General features: G+C 72.9%; 19 protein-coding genes. 10 read left to right on the top strand and 9 right to left on the bottom strand.

The genetic code is table 11. The features are described from left to right. Nucleotides 1–45: 45 nt before the first annotated feature. The 3 genes from ABD340_RS13100 (at nt 46) to ABD340_RS13090 (ending at nt 4,060) form a co-directional block, all read left to right on the top strand. Nucleotides 46–2,757 (top strand): PQQ-dependent sugar dehydrogenase, encoded by a 2,712-nt coding sequence (locus ABD340_RS13100; RefSeq protein ID WP_344589136.1) that lies wholly within the window; start codon nt 46–48, stop codon nt 2,755–2,757. A 22-nt stretch (nt 2,758–2,779) separates the two neighbouring features. Next, entirely contained in the window at nt 2,780–3,712 is a 933-nt protein-coding gene (locus ABD340_RS13095) for a phosphotransferase family protein (RefSeq protein ID WP_344589135.1), read from the top strand. A 66-nt stretch (nt 3,713–3,778) separates the two neighbouring features. Continuing rightward, a complete protein-coding gene (locus ABD340_RS13090; RefSeq protein WP_344589134.1) occupies nt 3,779–4,060 on the top strand; it encodes a TFIIB-type zinc ribbon-containing protein in 282 nt (93 codons plus the stop codon). Between the two features lie 103 nt (nt 4,061–4,163). Here ABD340_RS13090 and ABD340_RS13085 read toward each other — a convergent pair whose 3' ends face one another. Further along, nucleotides 4,164–6,818 carry a polynucleotide kinase-phosphatase gene (locus ABD340_RS13085; protein ID WP_344589133.1) on the bottom strand — a complete coding sequence of 885 codons (2,655 nt, stop codon included), beginning with the start codon at nt 6,816–6,818 and terminating at the stop codon, nt 4,164–4,166. After that, nucleotides 6,815–8,281, bottom strand: a complete 1,467-nt coding sequence (locus ABD340_RS13080) for a 3' terminal RNA ribose 2'-O-methyltransferase Hen1 (RefSeq protein ID WP_344589131.1) — start codon at nt 8,279–8,281, stop codon at nt 6,815–6,817. The genes ABD340_RS13085 and ABD340_RS13080 overlap by 4 nt, the downstream gene beginning before the upstream one ends. A 63-nt stretch (nt 8,282–8,344) precedes the next feature. On the opposite strand from ABD340_RS13080, the gene ABD340_RS13075 reads away from it, so the two are divergent. Next, on the top strand, nt 8,345–9,196 hold the full coding sequence (locus ABD340_RS13075) for a TIGR02452 family protein (protein WP_344589130.1): 852 nt from the start codon (nt 8,345–8,347) through the stop codon (nt 9,194–9,196). 8 nt (nt 9,197–9,204) lie between these two features. Here the strand turns inward: ABD340_RS13075 and ABD340_RS13070 are convergent, their stop codons facing one another. Further along, entirely contained in the window at nt 9,205–9,954 is a 750-nt protein-coding gene (locus ABD340_RS13070; RefSeq protein ID WP_344589129.1) for a TetR/AcrR family transcriptional regulator, read from the bottom strand. A gap of 132 nt (nt 9,955–10,086) precedes the next feature. On the opposite strand from ABD340_RS13070, the gene ABD340_RS13065 reads away from it, so the two are divergent. Beyond that, entirely contained in the window at nt 10,087–11,577 is a 1,491-nt protein-coding gene (locus ABD340_RS13065) for an MFS transporter (RefSeq protein WP_344589126.1), read from the top strand. A gap of 60 nt (nt 11,578–11,637) precedes the next feature. On the opposite strand, the gene ABD340_RS13060 is transcribed toward ABD340_RS13065, so the two are convergent. The 6 genes from ABD340_RS13060 to ABD340_RS13035 all read right to left on the bottom strand — a co-directional run bounded on the left by ABD340_RS13060 (nt 11,638) and on the right by ABD340_RS13035 (nt 16,796). Continuing rightward, nucleotides 11,638–12,564: an LLM class F420-dependent oxidoreductase gene (locus ABD340_RS13060; RefSeq protein ID WP_344589125.1), complete on the bottom strand. Its 927-nt coding sequence runs from the start codon at nt 12,562–12,564 to the stop codon at nt 11,638–11,640. Between the two features lie 53 nt (nt 12,565–12,617). Then, nucleotides 12,618–13,262 (bottom strand): DUF11 domain-containing protein, encoded by a 645-nt coding sequence (locus tag ABD340_RS13055; protein WP_344589124.1) that lies wholly within the window; start codon nt 13,260–13,262, stop codon nt 12,618–12,620. Nucleotides 13,263–13,400: 138 nt separating this feature from the next. Next, the gene (locus ABD340_RS13050) at nt 13,401–14,282 is read right to left on the bottom strand and encodes an EamA family transporter (RefSeq protein WP_344589123.1); all 882 of its coding nucleotides are present in this window, start codon (nt 14,280–14,282) and stop codon (nt 13,401–13,403) included. Next, a complete protein-coding gene (locus ABD340_RS13045; RefSeq protein ID WP_344589122.1) occupies nt 14,282–14,803 on the bottom strand; it encodes a MarR family winged helix-turn-helix transcriptional regulator in 522 nt (173 codons plus the stop codon). Before ABD340_RS13045 ends, ABD340_RS13050 begins: the two co-directional genes overlap by 1 nt. Before the next feature lie 35 nt (nt 14,804–14,838). Further along, on the bottom strand, nt 14,839–16,143 hold the full coding sequence (locus ABD340_RS13040) for a sensor histidine kinase (protein WP_344589121.1): 1,305 nt from the start codon (nt 16,141–16,143) through the stop codon (nt 14,839–14,841). Then, complete coding sequence (locus ABD340_RS13035) at nt 16,140–16,796, bottom strand: response regulator transcription factor (protein ID WP_344589120.1); 657 nt, start codon at nt 16,794–16,796, stop codon at nt 16,140–16,142. The genes ABD340_RS13040 and ABD340_RS13035 overlap by 4 nt, the downstream gene beginning before the upstream one ends. Before the next feature lie 159 nt (nt 16,797–16,955). Between ABD340_RS13035 and ABD340_RS13030 the strand changes: the two genes are divergently transcribed. The 5 genes from ABD340_RS13030 (at nt 16,956) to ABD340_RS13010 (ending at nt 21,287) form a co-directional block, all read left to right on the top strand. Next, complete coding sequence (locus tag ABD340_RS13030) at nt 16,956–17,483, top strand: hypothetical protein (protein ID WP_344589119.1); 528 nt, start codon at nt 16,956–16,958, stop codon at nt 17,481–17,483. Continuing rightward, entirely contained in the window at nt 17,480–18,526 is a 1,047-nt protein-coding gene (locus ABD340_RS13025) for a peptidoglycan-binding protein (RefSeq protein ID WP_344589118.1), read from the top strand. Before ABD340_RS13030 ends, ABD340_RS13025 begins: the two co-directional genes overlap by 4 nt. Then, nucleotides 18,523–19,197 (top strand): ABC transporter ATP-binding protein, encoded by a 675-nt coding sequence (locus ABD340_RS13020; protein ID WP_344589117.1) that lies wholly within the window; start codon nt 18,523–18,525, stop codon nt 19,195–19,197. Before ABD340_RS13025 ends, ABD340_RS13020 begins: the two co-directional genes overlap by 4 nt. Further along, a complete protein-coding gene (locus ABD340_RS13015) occupies nt 19,194–20,372 on the top strand; it encodes an ABC transporter permease (protein ID WP_344589116.1) in 1,179 nt (392 codons plus the stop codon). Before ABD340_RS13020 ends, ABD340_RS13015 begins: the two co-directional genes overlap by 4 nt. 369 nt (nt 20,373–20,741) lie before the next feature. After that, nucleotides 20,742–21,287, top strand: a complete 546-nt coding sequence (locus ABD340_RS13010; RefSeq protein WP_344589115.1) for a hypothetical protein — start codon at nt 20,742–20,744, stop codon at nt 21,285–21,287. Nucleotides 21,288–21,363 lie beyond the last annotated feature (76 nt).

The raw sequence follows: 21,363 nt of genomic DNA, 5'->3' as shown, positions 1-21,363 counted from the left end.
GCAGCAGATCGTCTGGCTGCCGTCGGGGCACAGAAGGGTTTCGTCGTGGTCCTTGGCATTTCCTGGATATCGGGCCGCCGCGCCTTCGTCGCCGCCCTTCTCGTCCTCGCGCTCGCCGGAACGCTCGTGGCCGCCGTCGGCCTGCCGAGCACGGCCCGTGCGGCCCGTGCGGCGGCGCTGCCGGCCAACTTCCAGGAGAAGACGGTCCTCTCCGGGCTGACCATGCCGACGAACGTGGAGTTCTCCCCCGACGGCCGGGTGTTCGTCGCGGAGAAGAGCGGGATCATCAAGGTCTTCGACTCGCTCACCGACACCACCGCGACCGTGTTCGCCGACCTGCGGCCGCAGACGTTCAACGGCTGGGACCGCGGCCTGCTCGGCCTGGCCCTGCACCCGGACTTCCCCGCCGATCCGCGGGTGTACGTGATGTACACCTACAACGGCGAGCTCGGCGGCACGTACCCGCGCTGGCCCTCGTCCGACGGCAGCAACGAGCAGTGCCCCGACCCGCCCGGCCCCAACAACGAGGGCTGCGTCGTCGCCGGGCGGATCTCGGTTCTGACGCAGGCCGTGCAAGCGCGCGGGGCCCTGGCGGCCAAGCGGGCCGCGCCCACCGAGCAGATCCTGCTGGAGGACTACTGCCAGCAGTTCTCCAGCCACTCGGTCGGCACGATCGCGTTCGGCTCCGACCGCATGCTGTACGCGGGCGGCGGCGACGGCGCCAGCTTCCAGTACGCCGACTACGGCCAGAAGAACAACCCGTGCGGCGACCCGCCCCGGTCCGCCGGCACACCGCTCACCGCGCCGACCGGCGAGGGCGGGGCGCTGCGCGCGCAGGACCGGCGCACCCCGTCCGACCCGACCACGCTGGACGGCACGATCGTCCGGCTGGACCCCGACACCGGCCGGGCCGCCCCGGGCAACCCGACCACCTCCGGCGACGAGAACGCCAAGCGGATCGTGGCCTACGGGCTGCGCAACCCGTACCGGTTCACGATGCGTCCCGGGACGAACGAGGCATGGGTCGGCGACGTCGGCTACACCACCTGGGAGGAGATCAACCGGGTGTGGTCGCCGACGACCGAGGTGCGCAACTTCGGCTGGCCCTGCTACGAGGGGTACGGCCGCACGCCCGGCTACGACGCCGCCAACCTGAACATCTGCGAGAACCTGTACGCGGCGGGCGACTCGGCGACCGTCTACGCCCGCTACATCTACAAGCACAGCGACAAGATCGTGCCCGGGGAGAGCTGCGGCACCGGGAGCTCGTCCATCAGCGGGCTGTCCTTCTACGCCGGCAGCACCTACCCCGCCCAGTACCGGAACGCGCTGTTCTTCACCGACTACGCGCGCAAGTGCGTGTGGGCGATGAAGCCGGGCACCGACGGGCTGCCCGACAAGACCAAGATCGAGACGTTCGCGACCGGGTCCGGCGCCATGGTCGAGCTGCAGCAGGGCCCCGGCGGCGACCTCTTCGCCGTCGACATCGCCGGCGGGCGCGTCGTCCGCTACGTCTACAACGGCGCCAACAACCCGCCGGTGGCGGCGATCAGGTCGGACGTGACCAGCGGTTCGCTGCCGCTGACCGTCGCGTTCGACGGCAGCACCTCCAGCGACGCCGACGGCAACGTGCCGCTGGCCTACGCCTGGGACCTGGACGGCGACGGCGCCTACGACGACTCGACCGACGCCAGGCCCAGCCACACCTACACGGCCAAGGGCAAGTACACCGTCGGGCTCAAGGTGACCGACACCCGCGGCGCGACCGACACCGCGACCACCGCCATCACGGCCGGGTCCACCCCGCCGGTGGCCTCGATCACCACCCCGGGCTCGGATCTGACCTGGAAGGTCGGCGACGACATCCCCTTCAGCGGCGAGGCGGCCGACGCCGAGGACGGCGACCTGGCCGGCGCCGCGCTGAAGTGGGAGATCATCATGCACCACTGCCCGAGCACCTGCCACGTCCACACGATCACCGGGCAGGACGGGGAGAGCGGCGAGTTCACCGCGCCCGACCACGAGTATCCGTCCTGGCTGGAACTGCGGCTGACCGCGACGGACTCCGACGGCCTGACCGACACCCGCAGCGTCGAGCTGCATCCCAAGACCAGCGCTCTCACGCTGGCCAGCGACCCGCCCGGGGCGCCGCTGACGCTGCTGGAGAGGACGGAGGCGGCACCGTTCACCGGCACGGTGATCAACGGCTCCACGGTGTCGGTCTCGGCCCCGGAGACCCAGCTGACCGGGAACAAGGTGTACGAGTTCACCGGCTGGTCCGACGGCGGAGACGCCACCCACAACATCACCGCGACCGGTGATGACGTCACGCTCACCGCCCGCTACAAGCCGAAGACCAACCTGGCGCTGAACCGGCCGGTGAAGACGTCCAGCGTGGAGAAGGCCGGGTTCGAGGGACCGAAGGCGGTCGACGGGATCCCGGCCAACCCGCCGCCGGGGACCCGCTGGTCCAGCGCCAAGTCCGACCCGCAGTGGATCGAGGTCGATCTCGGCTCCGTGCGCGACGTCGGCTACGTGCTGCTGCGCTGGGAGACCGCGTACGGCACGCAGTACCGGATCGAGACCTCGACCGGGGGCGGGGTCTGGACGACCGCGCACACCCGCACGAACGGGGACGGGCAGCTCGACGAGATCCCGTTCACGCGGCGCCAGGCGCGCTATGTGCGCATGTACGGCCTCAAACGCGCGACCACTTACGGCTATTCGCTGTGGGAGATGGAGGTCTACGACCGCTGACGCGATGGTGTTCACTGTACGGATGCCTCCTGTCGCTGATCGGCCGTCCCCTGCCGACCCGCCGGACCTGTTCGACCGGCTCGCGGAGATCGGGGCGGCCGAGGCGGGACCGGGGCATGCGCCCCAGGTGCTGTACGAGCGGCACGGCGTCCTGGTGGTGCGGGTCGGGGACGTGGTCGTCAAGGCGCACCAGGCCAACCGCGACGGCGGGCCCTTGCTGGAGCGGCGGATGCGCGTGGCCGACACACTGCCCGGACTGCTCCTGCCCTCGCTGGGCCCGCCACGGGACGTCGACGGACGGGTGGTGACCCTGTGGCCCTACGGTGAGCCGGTCACCCCCGACCCGGACGCGCTGCCCTGGGAGGACGGCGCCCGGCTCCTCGCCCGGCTCCACTCGACCCCGCCGCCCGAGGACGTCCCCGGCTGGGGGCGGCCCGAGCGAGTGGCGCGCCAGGTGGCCAAGCTGGACGGGGACACGGCCGCCGAACGGGAGATCCGCCGGGCGTTCGGCACGCTCCCCGCCTGGCTCCGCGGCGGGGCCAACGGCCGTCCGCGACCGCCGCACGGCGACCGGCGGGCCCTCCTGCACGGGGACTGGCACATGGGCCAGATGGTGCGCGTCCAGGGCACATGGCGGTTGATCGACGTGGAGGACCTGGGGGCCGGGGACCCGGCCTGGGATCTCGCCCGTCCCGCGGCGCTGTACTCGGCGGGGGTGCTCGCACACTCCGACTGGTCCCGTTTCCTGGGCGCCTACCGCGCCTTCCAGGGCCCCGCCGTGCCGGCGGAGGGCGACCCCTGGGAGGTCCTCGACATTCCCGCGCGAACTCTAGTGGTCCAAATCGCCGCCACGTGCGTCCAATCCGCGCGGAAGGACGATCGACCGCTCGACGGGACCGAACAGGCGCTCGTCGACACCTGCACGAGAATCTCCAGCGTGGGGTCCCCGGCATGACCTGGCGTCTAAGCTGCCCTACATTTAGCCTCTACCTGGGGATCCATACCGGAAGGACGACAAGCGATGCACTGTCCTAAGTGCCGTGGCGTCATGCGCACCTACACCCGCAACGGCGTCCACATCGAGCAATGCGACAACTGCCGGGGCATTTTCCTCGACTACGGCGAGCTGGAGGCGCTGAGCAGGATGGAGTCCCAGTACCGGGCCGCTCCCCCGGCCGCTCCTGCCGCGCCCGCTTGGGGCGCCCCGGCGGCTCCCGCACAGGTGCATCACCACCACCACGGGGGAGCGCACCACCACCGCCCCTACGGCGGCGGCGTTTTCCACATGCTCTTCTCCACCTGATCTCAGGCGGGGGAGCCACCATTTGAGGGAGGAGCCCGCGGGATCGCACGATCCCGCGGGCGTTCCGCGCCACCGCCCAGGCCCCGTCCAGGCGGCCGGCCGCTCAGAGGCGGGGGTCGACGGGCTCGGACTCCAGGGCCAGCACCGCGAAGACCGCCTGGTGGACGCGCCACAGCGGCTCCCCGCCCGCCAGCCGGGTCAGCGCCTCCTGCCCCAGCGCGTGCTCGCGCATCGCCAGGGAGCGCTTGCGGCCCAGTGAACGGCGCCGCAGCCGCTCCAGGTTCGCGGGCTCGGTGTAGTCGGGGCCGTAGATGATCCGCAGATACTCCCGGCCCCGGCACTTGACGCCCGGCTGCACCTTGCGCTCCTCGGGGACGGGCCCCAGCGGCTTGACGACCATGCCCTCGGCGCCGTCGGCCGTCCGCTTCTCCCACCACTTGGTGACCTCGGCGACCGACCGCTCCGACGCCAGGTCCACCTCGAACCACTCGGTGGCCTGCAGCAGCCCCGACCCGTCCGCCGCGGCGAGCCGCTCCGCCACCGCCATGTGCCAGTCGTGGCCGCGCCGCATCGCCCAGGGCGTTCCCTCACCGGCCAGGACCTGGAACGGGGCGAGCCTGATGCCGTCCAGGCCGTCGATCGTCCAGCAGTAGCGCGCGTAGGCGTCCCGGAACAGGCCGGCGTTGGCGGCGCGGCGGTCGACGCGGTCGCGCAGGGCGCCGACGTCCAGGCCGCGCGCGGCCGCCGCCGCGAGCGCGTCCGAGGCCATCGGCAGCGCCGCCCCCGCCGCCGCGCCGGTCGCCGCGTACTGGGTACGGATCAGGTCCATCGCCTTGGCCGACCACGGCAGCAGCTCGCAGTCCAGGGCCAGCCACCCGGTCTCCAGCTCGTCCCAGAGCCCGGCGGCGCCGATCGCGGCGCGCAGGCGGTCGAGGACCCCGCGGGTGAGGGCCGGGTCGCGGAAGAACGACCGCCCGGTACGGGTGTAGACCGCGCCGGTCGTGCCGTCGTCCACGCCGAAGCGCTCGGCGGCGACGCCCTCGTCGCGGCAGACCACGACGACGGCGCGCGAGCCCATGTGCTTCTCCTCGCACGCCACCCGCTCCACGCCCGCGTCGCGGTAGGCGGCCAGCGCCTCGGCCGGATGCTCCAGCACCCCCGGCACCTTCGACGTGTCGGTGTCATTCTGGGGGGACGACCCCCCAGACCCCCCGGCAACGGCTGCGCCGCCGGTCCTCGCTTCGCTGCGGCCGCCGGCGGGCGCCATCGTCGGCGGCAGGTACAGCAGCCACCGCGGGTCGACCGCGAACCGGCTCATCACCTCCAGCGCGGCCACCGCGTTCTCGTGCCGGACGGCGACCCGCCCGAGCAGCCCGGTCTGCACGCCCTCCGTTTCCAGCACGTCCTCGATCTTCAGGACGTCGCTCTCCCGGTGCCCCCCGGCGGGCGCCGCGGCGGGCACCTCGAGCGGACGGGTCGGCTCGTACCAGACCTGCCGGGCGGCGACGGAGACCAGCTCGCGCTCCGGATAGCGCAGCGCGGTCAGCCTGCCGCCGAACACCGCACCCGTGTCGAGGCAGATCGTGTTGTTGATCCACTCGGGCACGGGAATGGGCGTGTGCCCGTACACGACCATCGCCCGGCCGCGGTAGTCGCGGGCCCACGGGTAGCGCACCGGCAGGCCGTACTCGTCGGTCTCCCCGGTCGTGTCGCCGTAGAGCGCGAACGAGCGGACGCGCCCCGAGGCGCGCCCCTGGTAGTCCTCCTTCAGCCCGGCGTGCGCGACCACCAGCCGACCGTCGTCGAGGACGTAGTGGCTGATCAGGCCGTCCATGAAGGCCAGCGCGCCGGCGCGGAAGTCGTCCGGCTCGGCCGCCAGCTGCTCCAGCGACTCCGCCAGCCCGTGCGCCACCCGCACCTTCCTGCCGCGCAGCGCCTTGACCAGCTTGGCCTCGTGGTTGCCGGACACGCACAGCGCCTGCCCGGCCGCCACCATGCCCATGACCAGCCGCAGCACGCCCGGGCTGTCGGGGCCGCGGTCGACCAGGTCGCCGACGAAGACCGCGGTGCGGCCGCCCGGGTGGTTCGCCCCGGCGGCGCGGCCCAGCGCGTCCCGCTCGATCTCGTACCCGAGGTCGCCGAGCAGCTCCTCCAGCTCGGCGCGGCAGCCGTGCACGTCGCCGATGACGTCGAACGGGCCGGTCAGCTCCCGCTTGTCGTTCCACGCCTTCTCGTGGACGATCGTCGCGGCGTCGATCGCCTCGGTGCCCTCCAGGACGTAGGACCGCTTGAACTCGCGGCTCTGCAGCGCCCGCAGGCCCCGCCGCAGCTCGCGACGCTGCCGGGGGACCACATGGTCGGGCAGGTGGGACCGCTCCGGCCGGGCCGCGTTGCGGTCGGCGGCGACCCGCTCGGGCACGTCCAGCACGATCGCGACCGACAGCACGTCGTGGTCCTTGGCGATCCGCAGCAGCGACTCGCGCGCCTTCGGCTGCACGTTGGTCGCGTCCACGACCGTCAGCAGGCCGCGCCGCAGCCGCTTGCGGACGATGTAGTGCAGCAGGTCGAACGCGTCCCCGGTGGCCGACTGGTCGTTCTCGTCGTCGGACACCACGCCGCGGCAGTAGTCCGAGGACACCACCTGGGTCGGCTTGAAGTGCCTGCGGGCGAAGTGCGACTTGCCCGAGCCGGACACGCCCACCAGGACGACCAGCCCCATCTCAGGCACCCTGATCGTCGTCGCGTTCCCCTGGCTCATGCCGCCTCCCTCGTGAAAACGCCCATCTGGGTGGGGGCGCCCACCTCGGCGTCGTCGTCTCCCACGCCCGCATACCTGACCTGGTAGCCGAACGCGGCGGCGACCCGTCCGGCCCACTCCTCGAACTCGGCCCGCGTCCACTCGAAACGGTGGTCGGGGTGGCGCATCGCGCCGGGTGCCAGGCCCTCGTAGCGGACGTTGTACTCGCGGTTCGGCGTGGTCACGACCACCACCCGCGGCCTGGCGTCGCCGAACACCACCCGCTCCACGGCACCGAGCCGGGGCGGGTCGACGTGCTCGATCACCTCCATCAGCACGGCCGCGTCGTAGCCGCGGAACCGCTCGTCGGTGTAGGTGAGCGCGCCCTGCAGGATCTCCACCCGGGCCTCCCGGTCGGCGTCGTGCGCGTCGGGCAGCTTGCGGCGGTGCGCGATCTGGATCGCCCGGTACGACACGTCCACTCCGGTGATCTTGGTGAACCTCGGTTCCTGCCGGAGCCGGGTGACCAGCTTGCCGGTGCCGCAGCCCAGGTCGATGACGCGGCCGGCGTGCTCGGCGTGCAGCGTCTCCAGCACCGCCCGGATCCGCCGCTCGGCCAGCGGCATCGGCGGCGGGGCCGCCCCGCCCTCCGCGTCCGGCTCGGGCGCGCCGGGCTCGGCGGCGGACGGATCGACGGGAGCCGGCTCCTCTTCCAGCGGATCGCGGTCGAGCTCGTCCTCGGGCGCGCCGTCGGCGTCGGCCAGCCGGCCCAGCGCGGCGCGCACCAGGACGCGCCGGTTGGCCAGGTAGCGGCGGGTGATCGCGGCCCGGTCCGGATGCCCGGCCAGCCAGCCCTCGCCCGCCCGGATCAGCTTGTCGACCTCGTCGGAGGCGACCCAGTAGTGCTTGGCGTCGTCCAGGACGGGCAGCAGCACGTACAGCTGGTTGAGCGCGTCGGCCAGCCGGACCTCGCCGGTGAGCCGGAGCGTGACGTACCGGGAGTCGCCCCACTCGGGGAAGCCGGGGTCCAGCGGCACCGGGGCGGCGTCCACCTCCCAGCCCAGCGGCGCGAAGAACCGCTCGGCCTGCTTCGGCCCGCCCCGGCACGGCAGCGCGGGCAGCGCGATCTCCAGCGGGATCGGGCGCGCGGCCAGTTCGGGACGGAGGTCGCAGCGGCCGCGCATCGCGGTGCGGAACGTCCCGGCCATCGCCGAGGCGAGCAGGGACGACGCCGCGTAGGGGCGGTCGTTGACGTACTGGCCGAGGGAGAAGTCCGGTGTCCCCTTCCCGCGGGTGCGCACCAGCGCGACCGGGTCGACCTCCAGGAGCAGCGCCGCCGTGCAGCGGTCCTCCCCCGCCTCCGGATAGAACACGTGCGCGGTGCCGAAGGACTGCCCGAACTCCTGGACCCGGTCGGGATGCTTGTGCAGCAGGAAACCGAGGTCGGACGCCGGGGAGGCCGTGGTGGTGATCGTCAAAAGCACGTTCTCAGTCTGACCGAAACTCGGGAGCCACTTCGAACCATTTCTGCCAGAATGCTCGGCGTTATGAGCAGACATCCGCGGCGAGCGATCGCACAGGAGACCGTGGCCATCCTCGACCGCGGGGAGTACCGGGCCCCGTCGGGCCGGACCGTCCAGATCGCCGATGACCTCGAACGATCGGTGTCCGGCAGCGTCCTGTACACCCCAGGGCGGCTGGACTTGCTCCTCGCCGGCACGGGTTCGGGTTCCGCGGCGGAGCCGGGCGTCGAGACCCGGTTCGAGGTCACCGAGGAGACGACGCTGGCGGCTGCGCTGCGGCTGCGCGCTTCCGGTGAAGTGCCGTTCGCGCTCAATTTCGCGTCCGCCAAGAATCCGGGCGGCGGCTTTCTCAATGGCGCGCACGCGCAGGAGGAGGGCCTGGCGCGTTCGTCCGGCCTGTACGCCTCGCTGCGCGCCAAGCGCGAGTACTACGACTTCCACCGGCAGCAGGGCGATCTGCTCTACAGCGACCACATGATCTACTCGCCCGCCGTCCCCGTCTTCCGCGATGACGCCGGACGGCTGCTGGAGGAGCCGTACCCGGTCGCCTTCCTCACCTCGCCCGCGCCCAACCGCGGGGCCGTCCGGGACCCCGAGAAGGCCGCTCGGATCCCGGCGGTGCTGCGCGAACGGGCCCGCAAGGTGCTGGCGGTGGCCGCCGAGCACGGCCACTCGCGGCTGGTTCTGGGCGCATGGGGCTGCGGCGTCTTCCAGAACGACCCGCACGAGGTCGCCATCGTCTTCGCCGAGGCGCTCCGTCCCGGCGGGGAGTGGGCCGGGGCGTTCGAGCAGGTCGTGTTCGCGGTGTGGGACACCGCCAAGGGCGCGCCCAGGCACACCGCGTTCCAGGAGGTCTTCGCCGGCCTCACCGGCTGAGGACCTGATCAGCCCGCCGGCGGGCGGCCTTCGGCGTACGAGGCGATGCCGCGGACCATGATGTCCAGGCCGAACTCGAAGCGGTCATCGTCATCGCCCCCGGTCAACTCCCCGGCCATCGCGACGATGTTGGGGAAGCGTTCGGCCGGCAGCGCCTCGAAGTAGGCCCGGACCTGCGGGACGAAGGCCGCGTAGAACTCGTGCGGGTCCTGGCCTTCGGGGCTCTTGCCCGCGAGGACCGTGCCCTCGATGCAGTCGGCGTCGATCATCTGCGCGAACCGGTCCACCGCCAGCCCGGCGATCTTCGGCGGTACCCCGCCCGCCCGCATCAGGGCCAGCTCGCACTCGGCGATCCGCAGCACGTTGGGGCTGGTGGGGATCTTGCCGAGGGACGCCCGCGCGATGTCGCCGTGCCGCCGGTACATGGCGCGGATCTCGCGCGCGACCTCCTTGAGCTGCTCCTGCCAGCGGGCGGGATCGGGCTCGGGCAGCGCGACCTCTGCGGCGATCCGGTCGAGCACGTCCTCCAGCAGCTCGTCCTTGTTGGCGACATGGGCGTACAGGGACGCCGGCCCGGTGCCGAGCTCCTGCGCGATCCGCCGCATGGTGATCGCGTCCATGCCCTCGGCGTCCAGCACGCCGATGGCGGTGTCGACGATGAGCTCCCTGCTCAGGGGACGACGGGAGGCGTCCCTCCGGCGGCCCGCGCGCTGCTTGCGCCAGGGCGGGGCCGGGATCTCCGGGCCGTCCGCGACCACGCGGTCACCTTCCTCTCTCGGCGATGGGCGAGGAGCCTCGGCGAACATCGTACTTGACACGAACACTGTTCTTATTTAAAACAGTGTTCGTAATAAACGAACGCTGTTCTTCAACGCTGGACTGGAGCCCCCATGAACGACCGCACCGACCCCCTCCGGCACGCCCCGGCGTCCTACCGATGGCGCTGGATCGCGCTTCTGGTGATCCTGGCGGGCGAGATCATGGACATGCTGGACACCCTGATCACCAACATCGCCGCCCCCTCCATCCGCGCCGACATCGGCGGGTCGGCCGGCACCCTGCAGTGGCTCGCCGCCGGCTACACCCTGGCCATGGCGGTCGGCCTGATCACCGGCGGCCGGCTCGGCGACCTGTACGGCCGGAACCGGATGTTCCTGGTCGGCGCCGGCGGTTTCACGGCCGCCTCACTGCTCTGCGGCCTCGCGACCGGCCCCGGGATGCTCGTCGGCGCCCGCGTCCTGCAAGGCCTGTTCGGCGCGCTGATGCTGCCGCAGGGCATCGGCATGATCAAGCAGATGTTCCCGCCCAAGGAGATGGGCGCCGCCTTCGGCCTGTTCGGCCCGGTCATGGGCCTGTCCTCGGTCGGCGGCCCGGTACTGGCCGGCTGGCTGATCGACGCCGACCTGTTCGGCACCGGCTGGCGGATGATCTTTCTGATCAACGTGCCGGTGGGCATCGCCGCGCTGCTGGCCGGGCTGCGGTTCCTGCCCGCGGGACGGGCCGAGCGCGCCCAGCGGCTCGACCTCACCGGCGCCGCGCTCGCCTCCGCCGGCGCCGCGCTGCTGGTGTACCCGCTCGTCCAGGGCCGCGAGCTGGACTGGCCCGCCTGGACGTTCGCGATGATGGCCGCCGCCGTCGCCGTCTTCGCCCTCTTCGCCTGGTACGAGACCCGCGTCCGGCGCGCGGGCCGCGACCCGCTCGTCGTGCCCGGCCTCTTCCGCAAGCGCGCCTTCACCGGCGGGCTGATCAGCGGCCTGGTCTTCTTCTGCGCGCTGGCGGGCTTCGGCCTGGTCTTCGCCCTCTACACGCAGCTGGGCCTGGGCTACTCGCCGCTCAAAGCCGGGCTGGCGCAGATCCCCTGGTCGGTGGGCATCGTCCTTGGATTCGGGCTGGCCCAGGCGCTGAGCCGGCTCGGCCGCACCGTGCTCCACATCGGCACGCTGGTCATGGCCGCCGGCATCGCCGCGGTCGCGTTCACCCTGGAGGCCGCCGGGATCGGCGTTAGCCCCTGGCAGCTCACGCCGGCGCTGGTCGTCACCGGGCTCGGCATGGGAATGCTCATGGCGCCGTTCTTCGACATCGTGCTGAGCGGCGTGGAACCGGAGGAGACCGGTTCGGCGGGTGGCACGCTCACCGCCGTCCAGCAGCTCGGCGGCGCGCTCGGCGCCGCGGTGCTCGGCACGATCTTCTTCGGCGTGCTCGGCACCGAAGGCGGCCCCGGCACCTCGGCGGCCGACTTCGCCACCGCCATGCGGATCACGCTGTGGGTCGAGGTGGGGCTGCTCGTCCTGACCTTCGCCCTGGCCTTCCTGCTCCCCCGGCAGGCCCGCCCGCAGGAACCGGCGGACGAAGCGGCCCCGGCCGCCCCCGCCAAGGCGTGACCCGCGACGCGGATACGGGCCGTGCTCCTCGTGGACGAGGGGCACGGCCCGCGCCCGTGCCTACAGCTTGGACAGCACCTCCGCCGACAGCAGCTCCAGATGGTCCAGATCGTGCGGGTCCAGGACCTGGAGGTAGACGTGCTCGGCGCCCAACTCGGCAAAGGCGCCGAGCTTCTCGACGATCTCAGCGGGCGTGCCCGCCAGCCCGTTCTCCTTCAGCTCCGGCACCTCGCGGCCGATCGCCTCGGCCCGCCGCGCCACCTCGGCGTCGTCCCGCCCGCAGCAGACCACCTGCGCGGCCGAGTACACCATCGGCTTGGTCCGTCCCGCCTCCTGGCAGGCCGCACGCACCCGGTCGAAGGCCGCCCCGGTCTTATTCGGCTGGTGGAACGGCACGTTGTACTCGTCGGCGTGCGCCACGGCCAGCCGCGGAGTGCGCTTGGTGCCCAACCCGCCGATCACCACCGGCGGCCCGCCGTCCTGCGCCGGCTTGGGCAGCGCCGGGGAGTCGGCGACCCGGTAGTAGCTGCCCTCGAAGTCGAAGGTGGCCCCGGGCGGCGTCCGCCACAGCCCGGTGATGATCTCCAGCTGCTCCTCCAGCCGCTCGAACCGCTCCCTCAGCGCGGGGAAGGGGATCCCGTAGGCGGTGTGCTCGGTGTCGAACCAGCCGGTGCCGATGCCGAAGTCGACCCGGCCGCCGCTCATCTGGTCCACCTGCGCGACCGCGACGGCCAGCGGGCCGGGCAGCCGGAACGTGGCGGCCGTGACCAGCGTGCCCAGCCGGATCCGGCTCGTCTCGCGGGCCAGCGCGCCCAGCGTGACCCAGGAGTCGGTCGGGCCCGGCTCTCCGGACACCTCGCCCATCTTGAGGTAGTGGTCCGAGCGGAAGAAGGCGTCGAACCCGAGGTCCTCGGTGGCCTTGGCGACCGCGAGCAATGTCTCGTACGTGGCCCCCTGCTGGGGCTCGGTGAAGATCCTAAGACGCATGATCCCATCCTCGTACGAGAGGCGGGTCCCGCGCGCCTCCAGAGGCCGGAAACCTAAGGCCGCCGGACGGTCCGCGCCGCGGCGTCCGCGGCCACCGTCGTCCGGGCCCGCGCCTGGTTGTTCGCCGGATTCAGCTCGTAAGTCGAGGTGGTCACGCTCGCCGACGGCTCCAGGACGGTTCCGGGGCGGACGCCGTTCGGCGGCCGGAGCCTGATCAGCAGCGTCCGCTCCTCCTGCGCGTCCAGCGTGCCGAGCGCGCAGGCCAGGACCGATTCGGTGCGCGTGCACGAGGTGATGCCGCCGACGTGCTCCGCGCGGGACCTGCCCTCCGGGAGGACCGACCTGACCAGCACGTCCCGGGCCTTGGCCGGGCCGTCGTTGCGCACCGTCACGACGTACAGGATCTCCCGCCTCGGGCGGGCCTGCGCCGGGCCGATGATCCGCACCGACAGGTCGGCGGTCCGCTCCCCCCGCCCAGGCATGCGCTTGCCCCAGGTCACCGACGAGCTGCTGCGGACCGGCTCGCCCTGCTCGTCCGCCGGCCTCCGGCCGGGGGAGCTCTCGAACTGGCAGATCATGCTGGCCCCGCTGAACTCGCAGCCGTGCGCGGCCGTGCCCTCGGCCGCCGCGCCCGCCGTGCCGAGCAGCGGAACCGCCGCGAGTACGGCGATCGCCCCCGCCTTCGCCCTGTGTTTCATGTGGCCCCCCGTTGACATGGCCGGATGATGACCGGATTGGATGACGAGGAACGTTGTAGCCGGTGCGCGCGGGAAGACCTAGCGTGCGGGCGGCGTGTCCCGGCGGCCCGCACCGTCAACCTTTGGTCAAGCCCGCCGCTACCCGGCCGCGAGCAGGACGATGGCGGCCGCGACCGCCGCCAGCCCGGCGGCCTGCGCCCGGCAGAGCCGCTCCCGCAGCACGGTGACGCCGAGCAGGACCGGTACCGCCGGATACAGCGAGGACAGGACGACCGCCACCGCGACCAGTTGCAGCCGTGCGGCCAGCATGTAGCAGACCAGCGCGAGCGCGGCCAGGCCCCCGGTCAGCGCCGCCCACGGCACCAGCCGGACGGGCAGCGGCTCGGGCGGCCGCTCGTTCGAAACCCTCAGCAGGGGCAGGATCGCGAGCGCCGCCGTGCACCGCCCCGCGACGACCGGCCACAGCCCGGACTCCGCCCCGGCCTGGGCGAGGGCCAGGTACTGCACCCCGATCCCCACTCCGGCGATCATGGCGTCCGCCGTCGCCGCCCGGCTCGCCGGTCCATCGCCGCGCTCGCCGCCGTGCTCGCCGCTGTGTTCGCCGCTGTGTTCGCCGTTCAGGGACACCAGCCAGAGCGCCGGCACCGCCGCGGCCACGCCGAGCCACGCCAGGGCCGAGGGCCGGTCGCCCATCAGCACCACCCCGGCCAGGACGGGCAGGGCGAGCCCGTTCACGGCACTGACCGGGACGACCACGCTCATGGCCCCCCGGCTCAGTCCCCGGTAGAGGAAGACCATGCCGAGGCCCGTCCCCACGCCCGACAGCGCGCCCCAGGCGAGGTCCGGGACGGTCGGTGCCGAGCCGGACACCAGCGGCACGGCGGCCAGCGTGAGCAGCAGGCCGCCGAGCTGGCCGGCCAGGGCGACGGCCGCGAAGTTCGCCCGCCGCGACAGCAGCCCGCCCGCCACGTCGGCGATGCCGTAGAGCAACGCCGAGGCCAGGGCGAGCAGCGGCCCCATCAGCCCGGGTTCCTCCGCCGCTCGGCCGCGCCGACGGGGCAGACGGCGCCGGTCGTGCACGCCTCGCGGTCGCACAGCCGGCACATCCGCTCGGCGTCGCCGACCTCGTCGTACAGGCGGGTCAGCAGCCGGGACAGCAGTTCGGCCAGGGTCGCCCGCTCGTCCTCGCCGAGGGCGGCGAGCGCCCCGGCGAGCGGGGCGCCGCGGGCGTCCAGCAGCCGCGCGGCCGTGCTCCGGCCCTCCTCGGTGAGCCGTACGGCCACCGCCCGGCCCGGGCCCCGGTCGCGTTCCACCAGGCCCGCGGCCGACAGCCCGTCCACCATGCGGACCGCCGCGGACTGCGTGAGGCCCACCCGCCGTCCCAGTTCCGTGACGGTGACCCCGGGCGAGGCGGCCAGCACCACCAGCGCCGCCGCCCCGCTGGCGCCGACCCCCGCGGCGCCCGCGGCGCCGGCCAGCACCAGGTCCGTCACGGCGAGCGCGGTGGCGCCCAGCAGGTTCGCGGTCCGAGCATTATGCATGACTCATGCATTATACCCCCGGCAGCCGGATCGCGTCACGGGGTGCGGGCGCCGCCCCCGGCCTCACTCGCGATCAGCGGGGCGTGGACGGGGTGCGCCGAGGAAGCGGTCCGGTCGCGGGCGGGCAGGCGGACGGTCACCACCAGGCCGCCGCCCGCCCTGGGCTCGGCGGCCACCGTGCCGTGGTGCGCGGTCGCCACCGCGCGGACGATCGACAGCCCCAGCCCCGACCCGCGATCGGAGCGCACCCGGTCCTGCCGCAGCCGCCGGAACGGCTCGAAGATCGTCTCCACCTCGTAGCCGGGCACCACCGGGCCGCTGTTGGAGACCACCAGCTCGGCCCAGCCGTCCCGGCGGCCGGTGGTGACCCGCAACTCGCCGGCGTCGTGATTGTGGCGGATCGCGTTCTCCACCAGGTTCTGCACGAGCCGCTCGACCAGCACCGGATCCCCGGCGGCCGGGGCCGGGCCGGTCCGGCGCTCGACGGTGAGCCCGCGGCCGGCCGCCTCTCCGGCCGCCTGGTCCAGCACGTGCCCGGCCACGTCCGCCAGATCGAGCGGGGACGGGTCGGTCACCGCGTTCTCGCCGCCCGCCAGCGTGAGCAGCCCGTCGATGAGCCGCTCGTGCCGGCCGTTGACCACCAGCAGCGACTCCCCCAGCCGCCGCACGTCGTCGGTGGCGTCCGGGCGGCGCAGCGCCACGTCCACCAGCGTCCGGTTGATCGCCAGCGGTGTGCGCAGCTCGTGCGAGGCGTTGGCGACGAACCGCCGCTGCCCGTCGAACGAGCGGGCCAGCCGCTCCAGCATCGTGTCGAAGGTGTCGGCCAACTCCCGCACGTCGTCGCGCGGCCCCCGGTAGCCGATCCGCTCGGTCAGGTTGCGGCTGTGCGCGACCCGCCGGGCCGTCTCGGTGATCGTGTGCACCGGCCGCAGCGCCCGGTCGGCCAGCAGCCAGCCCAGCCCCAGCGCCGCCATGCCCACCACGCCCAGCGCGATGCCGCCCTGCGTCAGCAGGGACGTCATCGTCTCCTTCCGGTAGTCCTTACGCGCGTCGACCAGCACCGCCTGCGCCTGCACCATGGTGATCGTGTCGCTCGGCGCCGGGGCCGTGCGCCCCTTTTCGGCCGCCGGCGGCGGGGCCGTGCGTCGCAGTTCGGCCGCCGGCGCCCGGGCGGAACCGACCTTGAAATCGGCCGACTCGCCCTGCTGCCGCAGGTTGTTCTGGACGAGGAAGTAGGTCAGCGCGAGCAGCACGACGCCCGCGGCGATGAACAGGCCCCCGTACAGCAGCGTGAGCCGCACCCTGATCGTGGGCCGGAACCTGTCAGCGGTGAACGTCATGGAATGCGGTACCCCACTCCCGGAACGGTCTCGATGACGGGCGGATCACCGAGCTTGCGGCGCAGCTTCATCAGCGTCACCCGCACGGTGTTGGTGAACGGGTCGGCGTGCTCGTCCCACACCTTCTCCAGCAGGCGTTCGGACGAGACGACCGCCCCGTCCGCGCGCAGCAGCTCGGCCAGCAGCCCGAACTCCTTGCGCGCCAGGTGCAGGTACCGGCCGTCCCGGTAGACCTCGCGGCGGGCCGGGTCGAGCCGGATGCCGACCCGTTCGAGCAGCGGAGGGGCGGCCGGACGGGCCCGGCGACCCAGCGCGTGCACCCGCGCCACCAGCTCGTCGAACGCGAACGGCTTGGTCAGGTAATCGTCGGCGCCCAGCCGCAGCCCGTCCACCCGGGCCGGAACCGCGGCGGCGGCGGTGAGCATCAGCACCCGCACAGGCGCGCCGGACTCCACCACGGCGCGGCACACGTCGTCGCCGTGCACGACCGGCAGGTCCCGGTCCAGGACGAGGACGTCGTAGTCGTTGACGCCCAGCCGCTCCAGGGCGGCGTCGCCGTCGTTCACCACGTCCACGGCCAGGGCCTCGGCCCGCAGCCCTTCGGCGATCGAATCGGCGAGCATCCGCTCGTCCTCGGCGATCAGTATCCGCATCCGCGCTCCCCCTGCTCCGGCCAGGTCCGCGCACAGCATCCGGGAAAGGGCGTAACGCGGGCATAACGCGATCCGGTTACGCGGGGGTTATCGCCCGGCGGCTGGACTGCTCCCCACCCCGCCGGGACCGGCCCGGCGGGCTCACGAGGAGATCGATCCATGCGACGACAAGCGCTCGCGGCGCTGGTCATGGTGCCGGTGCTCGCCTTCGGGACGTCCGCCTGCGGGGGCGCGGACGCCCAGGGGAAGAGCGGGACGCCGAACGCCAAGGCCGCCAGTGACCAGGAGAAGTTGCGCGAGTTCGCCAAGTGCATGCGCGCCAACGGCGTGGACATGCCCGACCCGTCCGGCGACGGCCGCGTCACGGTGAAGATGTCGGGCAAGCCCGGCTCCCAGGGCATGGCCAAGATGGACGAAGCCCAGCGCAAGTGCCGCAAGCTCATGCCCAACGGCGGCAAGCCGCCCAAGCCCAAGCCCGAGGACCTGGCGAAGATGCGGGAGGAGGCCAAGTGCATGCGCGCCAACGGCGTGCCGGATTTCCCCGACCCGGAACCCGACGGCGGCTTCAAGATCAACAGTAGGAAGGGCGGCTCGCTGGACTCCGAAAGCCAGACGTTCCAGAAGGCTCAGAAGAAGTGCGGCGGGTCGGGTCCACGACGCACCGTCCCCCTGGACGGCGGTAAGTGAACCGGACGCGCGCCGCGGCCCTCAGCGCCGCCGGGGTGGTGGTGGTCGCCGGCGGCGGGCTGGCGACCGCCGGCCTCGGCGGCGGGGACCGTCCCGCGGCCGCGCGCACCGCGCTGCCGCCCGACACCGCGGCGGTCGAGCGGACCACGCTGGTGGAGACCAAGGAGGTCGACGGCACGCTCGGATACGGCTCGCCGCGCCCGGTGCCCGGCGCGGGGAAGGGCACGGTGACCTGGCTGCCCAAACCCGGCGACCGGATCGCGCGCGGACGGCCCGCCTACAAGGTCGACAACCGCCCGGTGCCGCTGCTGTACGGGTCGCTCCCCCTCTACCGCGCCCTGTCCGAGGGGAAGGAGGGGCCCGACGTCGAGCAGCTCGAACGCAACCTGCGCGCCCTCGGCTACACCGGCTTCACGGTGGACGACTCCTTCGACTCCGGCACCACCGCGGCGGTCGAGCGCTGGCAGGACGACCTCGGGGTCCCCGAGACCGGCGCCGTGTCCCCGGGTTCGGTGCTGGTCGCCGCCGGGGAGATCCGGGTCGCCGAGCGGAAGGCGACCGTCGGCGACCGGCTCGGCGGCGCCGTGCTCACCTACACCGGCACCGACCGCAGGGTGAGCGTCGACCTGGACGTCCAGCACCAGCGGCTGGCGAAGAAGGGCGCCCAGGTGGAGATCGAGCTGCCCGAGGGCGACACCGTCAAGGGCACCATCACCGGCGTGGGGAGGGTCGCCACCGAGGCCCAGGGCGATGACAAGCCCGCCACGGTCGCGGTCACCGTCGCGGTCCGCGGCCAGAGCTCCCTCGGGTCGTACGACAAGGCGCCGGTGACGGTGCGCCTCACCGCCGACCGGGTCCCCGACGTGCTGGCCGTGCCGGTCTCCGCGCTGCTCGCCCGTCCAGGCGGCGGCTACGCCGTGCAGGTCGTCGAGGGCGGCCGGGTCCGCGAGGTCGCGGTCGAGACCGGCGTGTTCAGCGGCGGCCGGGTGGAGGTCTCCGGAGCGGGGCTGGCCGAGGGCATGAAGGTGGGGATCCCCAAGTGACCGAGCCGGTCGTGGAGCTCCGCGACGTCACGAAGACCTACCCGGGGGACGTCACCGCGCTGGACGCGGTGTCGGTGACGGTCGACGCGGGCGAGCTGGTCGCGATCGTGGGACCGTCCGGCTCCGGCAAGTCCACCATGCTGCACATGATCGGCACGCTGGACCGGCCGGGGTCGGGCACCGTGCTGATCCAGGGCGAGGACGTGTCGCGGCTGCCGGACCGGCGGCTGTCGGCGCTGCGCGCCCGCCGGATCGGGTTCGTATTCCAGCAGTTCCACCTGGCGCCCGGCGTCACCGCGCTGGACAACGTCGCCGACGGTCTGCTGTACGGGGGCGTTCCGGTCGTCCAGCGGCGCCGCCGGGCCCGCGAGGCGCTGGAACGGGTCGGGCTGGGGCACCGCCTCGGCCACCGGCCGCACCAGCTGTCGGGCGGCGAGAAGCAGCGGGTGGCGATCGCCCGCGCGGTGGCGGGCGACCCGGCGCTGCTGCTGGCCGACGAGCCGACCGGTGCGCTGGATTCGGCGTCCGGCGCGGGCGTGCTCGGCCTGCTGCGCGAGCTGGCGGCGGGCGGCACCACGGTCGTGCTCATCACCCACGACCGGGACATCGCCGCGACACTGCCCCGCCAGGTCCGGATGCACGACGGCCGGATCGTCGAGGACGCCCGGTGACCGCCCGCCTGGGCTTCGGCGACGTCCTCCGGGTCGGCGGGTCGGGGCTGCGCGCCAGGCCGCTGCGGGTGTTCCTGTCCGCGCTCGGCATCGCGATCGGCATCGCCGCGATGATCGGCGTGGTCGGCATCTCCACCTCGAGCCGCGCGCAGCTGCAGGCCACCCTGGACCGGCTCGGCACCAATCTGCTGACCGCGGCGCCCGGCCAGGACTTCATGGGCGAGGACGCCAGCATGCCCGAGGACGCCGTCGGCATGATCGGCCGGATCCCCGGGGTGCGGACGGCCTCGGCCACCGGCAAGGTGGACGCGAGCGTCTACCGCAACGACCGCATCCCCGAAGGCGAGACCGGCGGGATCAGCGTGCTGGCGGCCCGCGTCGATCTGACCCGGACGGTCGGCCTCACCACGTCCACAGGCACCTGGCTGAACGCCGGGACCAGCCGGTATCCGGCCGTCGTCCTCGGCTCGTCCGCCGCGGAACGGCTCGGCGTGATCGGCGCGGGCACGCAGGTCTGGCTCGGCTCGCAGTGGTTCACGGTCGTGGGCGTGCTGGAGGCCAACGGCCTGGCCCCCGAGCTGGACGCGGCGGCCCTGGTCGGCTGGGACGTGGCACAGGCCCGGCTGGGCTTCGACGGCCACCCCACGACGGTCTACACCCGGACTGACAAGCACGCGGTCGAGGACGTCCGGGAACTGATGGCGGCCACCGCCAGCCCAGAGGCGCCCAACGAGATCCAGGTGAGCCGCCCGTCGGACGCACTGGCCGCCCAGAACGCCACCGACCGCGCGTTCACCGGACTGCTGCTCGGCCTGGGCGGAGTCGCCCTCCTGGTGGGCGGCGTCGGCGTGGCCAACACGATGGTGATCTCGGTCCTGGAACGCCGGGCCGAGATCGGCCTGCGCCGTTCGCTGGGCGCCACCCGGGGCCAGATCCGCCTGCAGTTCCTCACCGAGTCCCAACTGCTGGCCGCCCTGGGCGGGGTCGGGGGCGTGGGGCTGGGCATCGCGGTGACGGCGGTCTACGCGATCAGCCAGGGCTGGCCGACGGTCGTCCCGCCGTGGGCGATGGCCGGGGGCGTCCTGGCGACCCTGGCGATCGGCGCGGTCGCCGGCCTGTACCCCGCCATCCGCGCCGCCCGCCTCTCCCCCACCGAGGCCCTAGCAGCCCCCTGATACGGCCCGCGGCCCCGGGCGCGCATTCAGCCCGGGGCCGCGGAGTCGCAGGCAGAGCGTCAGCCGTGCCGCCTCCTCAACCCCGGGTCCAGCAGGATCGCCACCCGTCGGCCCTCGATGGTCATACTCATCCTCGCGTCACTTGCTTCGGGCGGCCCGGCGGGCCAGGAACTCCTGGGCCACCTGGTTCCCCGCACTGCCACCGCCGTCCGAAAGGACATTGGGGCCCGCGAGAGGAAATGTCTGGGCCCTAGGACCCTAGGAGCCCAGACACCATTCTCCATATCTTTCTTTCCAGTGACTCGGGTGACATAAACAGGACACCCGGCAACGAAAGAAATGAGTGGAGAAATGCACAAGGAAAACTCTGTGGCGCGCAAGCCGTCGCGGCGCCGTGTCACGATCGCGACCGCTGTGGGCGTCACCGCTCTGGGCGGCGCCATCGCCGCCGGCGTGATCGTAACCGATGGCGGCTCGCAGTCCGCGTTGGCCGGCAAGGTCTCCGTGACCTCCAAGCAGAAGGCGCCGGTCGCGGTCGGTGGAGGCGTCGCCGCGGCGGACACCAAGGCCGCCAAGAAGGAAAAGTGCAACACCGTCGACCGCTACATCAACTCCCAAACCATCCCGACGAAGTACCAGTGGCATTCCAGCGTCAAGTACTGCTGGAACGGCAAGAAGGTGCGAATCGTTCGGGCGAGCAGCTACCTCAAGAACGCAGGTTCCAACGTCAAGGTAGAGGAGAAGCCCAACCGCATCATTTTCAACAAGAAGCACTCCGCCGTAACGGTGATGATCAGTGCGAACGTGATCCGGCCGAATGCGTGGGGCGAGGTCATCCGGCACCCCAAGGTCCAGTACCGCATGTGGGCGATCAACGGGGCCCACACCTACAAGATCATCGACAACGAGGCGTAGGAGGCTGACGGCCCCTGACCGCAGGCACAATGGTGCTGCTGATCAAGCGGACGTACGCCGCCCAGGATGGGAATCG

The organism is Actinomadura vinacea, assembly GCF_039532545.1.
Lineage (GTDB): Bacteria > Actinomycetota > Actinomycetes > Streptosporangiales > Streptosporangiaceae > Spirillospora > Spirillospora vinacea.
The sequence above is the reverse complement of the archived record's forward strand: the minus strand, read 5'-3'. Positions and strand labels throughout refer to the sequence as shown.